This is a genomic window from Gulosibacter sp., assembly GCF_052090685.1.
Classification (GTDB): domain Bacteria; phylum Actinomycetota; class Actinomycetes; order Actinomycetales; family Microbacteriaceae; genus Gulosibacter.
The window spans coordinates 1-2,962 of sequence record NZ_JBQDBE010000043.1 but is presented as its reverse complement, the minus strand read 5'-3'; the positions used below and the strand labels follow the sequence as shown (position 1 = coordinate 2,962).

Below are 2,962 nucleotides of genomic sequence, written 5' to 3'. Positions count from 1 at the left end.
TCTACTTGAGGCAACGAATCAACCTTCCCGGAGGTATTGACATGAGGCAACAGGCGTTCTATGAGTTCTCGGGAGCAATCGCAGCTCGAGATTTGTTTGACCGATCCTTAGCCCGCAATCCCAGCCAATCCGTCACCCACTGACGAGACAATTGGAAAGGCGTCACCTCCATTCCCCGCGCCAGTCAAGGAGTAATCATGAAGGCAGTACGGTTCACCAACTGGAAATCATTCCCCGAGCTCAAGGACATTGAACGGCCCGTCCCGGGCCCGGGCGAGGTGCTGTTAAAGGTTGCCGGTGCCGGCGCCTGCCACTCTGACGTTGCCATCTTCCAGGACTATGACGCTGACTTCCCAGTTGCGCCATTCCTGAAGCCCGAGTACACCCTCGGCCACGAAAACTCGGGTTGGATCGAGGAACTCGGCGACGGCGTGACCGGACTCAAGAAGGGCGATGCCTACCTCGTATACGGACCGATCGGCTGTGGACACTGCCGCGCCTGCTCACGTGGTCAGGACACCTATTGCGATAACGTTGCCGAAATGCCGTACATGGGCATGGGCCTCGGTCGCGATGGCGGTATGGCCGAATACATCGTGGCTCCTGCCCGAAACCTCGTGCCGCTCGGCGATGCGGATCCGGTTGAGGCCGCTCCCCTTTCCGATGCTGGCCTCACCCCGTATCACGCAATCAAGTTGTCGATGCGCCAGCTCGAGGGCGGCGGCAAGTTCGCGCTCGTCATCGGCCTCGGTGGCCTCGGGCAGCTCGCGGTACAGATGCTTAAGGCGCTCACTGGCGCGACCGTGATCGCGACCGACATGAAGTCGGATGCGATGGCCACCGCCGCAAAGAACGGCGCCATTACCGTCGAGGGTGGTGAGGACCAGGCCGAGCGAATTCGCGAGATTACCGGTGGACGCGGGGTGGATGCGGTGTTCGACTTTGTCGGGGTCAAGCCGACGGTCGAGGTATCGCAAAAGGTCGTTGCTCGTCGCGGTCGCATCACGGTCGTCGGTATCGCAGGCGGTCAGGTCTCGTGGGACTTCTACACGAACCCCTACGAGGCCGAACTCACCAACACCTATTGGGGTACGATCGAAGACCTCTACGACGTGGCCGATCTCTACCGCGCCGGCCTGATCAAGCCCGAGGTCACCGTTTACCCCATGGACAAGGCCCTCGATGCCTACCAAGATCTCGTCGACGGCAAGATTTCCGGCCGCGCGGTAGTCGCACCGCACTCCTAAGCATCCGAGTCGGTGCGAAAGCTTCAGTGGGCGCGAGCTCGCACTGCGCAATATAAAAGCCGTTCCTGGGATGTGCACCATCGTTGCTCATCCCAGGAGCGGCTTTGCGCATCCCCGAGCTATCGACGCACGACCGTCAGCCAAGCCAGCGGCAGCAGCACCACGATCGCAATCAGCGAGAGGATCGAGAAGCTGCTCACCATGAGCAAGGGACCGGCGACGAAGGCCGCCGTTGCCCCGAAGAGGTTTGACAGCGCATCCACCCCACCCTGCGAGGACGCGCGCGTGTCATCCGAGACCACGCCGCTGAAGAGCGCGGAACCGGCAACGTTGATGAAGGACCAGCCCACACCGAGCAAGATGAGCGAGGCGATGACTCCCCAGGTCGCTTCCGGCCAGGTCGCACCGATTCCGAGGGACGCAATGAGGATGATGATCCCCATGCCAATGGTCGGCCGGGTGCCCAGCTTGTCGTTCAGGTAACCAACGAGCGGTGCGAGGGCGTACATGCCCGCAACATGCAGACTAATCGTGAAGCCGATCACCGTGATCGAGTCACCCAGGTGCGACATGTGCACCGGAGTCATGGTCATGATCGCAACCATCACAATCTGCGCGGTAATAATCGCGATTACGGCGTACCGCGCGGAACGGTTATTGCGGAGCTCGAGCAGCACCTTGCGGATGCGTGTGCCCATGGATTCGGGCTTTTGGGTTTCGAGGCCGGATGCTCGTTGCAGCGTCAGCAGCGGATCTGGCCGCAGCAGCGCGAAGACAATGATGCCGGCGATAACCAAGCAGACTGCCGCAATGAGGAAAGCACCGGCATATACGGTCAAGCCGGTACGCTCGCCAATGAAAGCTCCGGGTACACCGAGGTTTGGCCCCAATACCGAGCCGATCATCCCGACCCAGACGACCAGGGCGAGCGCCCGCCCCTTGCGTGCGGGTGCTGCGAGGTCGGTCGCGGCGAACCGCGCTTGCAAGCTCACCGCCGAACCCGCGCCGATCAAAAGCAGTCCGCCGAAGAGTGGAACCACGAGACTCCACTGTGCCGCAACCACGAGCAGCGCGCTCCCCAACGCGGCAGCCCACCAGCCACTGGAGAGTGCGAAGCGTCTGCCGAACTGCGCCGCCAGGTTCCCGAGCGGGAGTCCGAAAAGTGCCGCTCCAAGGGTGCTCGCAGTGCGCGCAAGCCCCGCCCACGCCTCGTTTTGTGTCACCTCGCTGGCGAGCAGGATGCCCACCGACGGCGCCACACCGACCCCGACCGTGCCGACGATCTGCATGATCACGAGTACCGCCATCGTGCGTCGTTGCACGGCGGCGAAGTCAAGATTGCCGGTAGTCGGGGTTATGGATGGCTTCATGTACATATCTTGTACCTAAATGAATCGATGGCAGTCGCATTATTGACACCAATTGCCGTTCGAATTCCGGCGGCAACAAAAATGGGGAGATGCCCAAGCTGAACGGGTTACCATCCGAAACCCGGGTTACCACCACCCAGAACGTGGTAACCCCCATTCTCGGTGGTATCGCGAATCACACATCCCCTCCACACCACAACAACAACAACAAACACAAAACGATACCCGGAAACAGGACGATACCCGGAAACAAAAAAAAGGGGGAGACACCAAAAAAGGCATCTCCCCCAAAAAAGAAGTCCGGCAGTGACCTACTCTCCCACACAGTCCCCCATGCAGTACCAT

3 protein-coding genes are annotated in these 2,962 nt (G+C 60.8%); 2 read left to right on the top strand and 1 reads right to left on the bottom strand.

Features of this window, described 5'->3' with window-relative positions:
* Positions 1-197: 197 nt before the first annotated feature.
* Positions 198-1,247 (top strand): NAD(P)-dependent alcohol dehydrogenase, encoded by a 1,050-nt coding sequence (locus tag ACTHXA_RS15350; protein ID WP_441673754.1) that lies wholly within the window; start codon positions 198-200, stop codon positions 1,245-1,247.
* A 119-nt stretch (positions 1,248-1,366) separates the two neighbouring features.
* Here ACTHXA_RS15350 and ACTHXA_RS15345 read toward each other — a convergent pair whose 3' ends face one another.
* Positions 1,367-2,617 (bottom strand): MFS transporter, encoded by a 1,251-nt coding sequence (locus tag ACTHXA_RS15345; RefSeq protein WP_441673753.1) that lies wholly within the window; start codon positions 2,615-2,617, stop codon positions 1,367-1,369.
* An 89-nt stretch (positions 2,618-2,706) separates the two neighbouring features.
* Here ACTHXA_RS15345 and ACTHXA_RS15340 point away from each other — a divergent pair.
* On the top strand, positions 2,707-2,962 hold a 256-nt coding region (locus tag ACTHXA_RS15340; RefSeq protein ID WP_441673752.1), incomplete at its 3' end, for a hypothetical protein.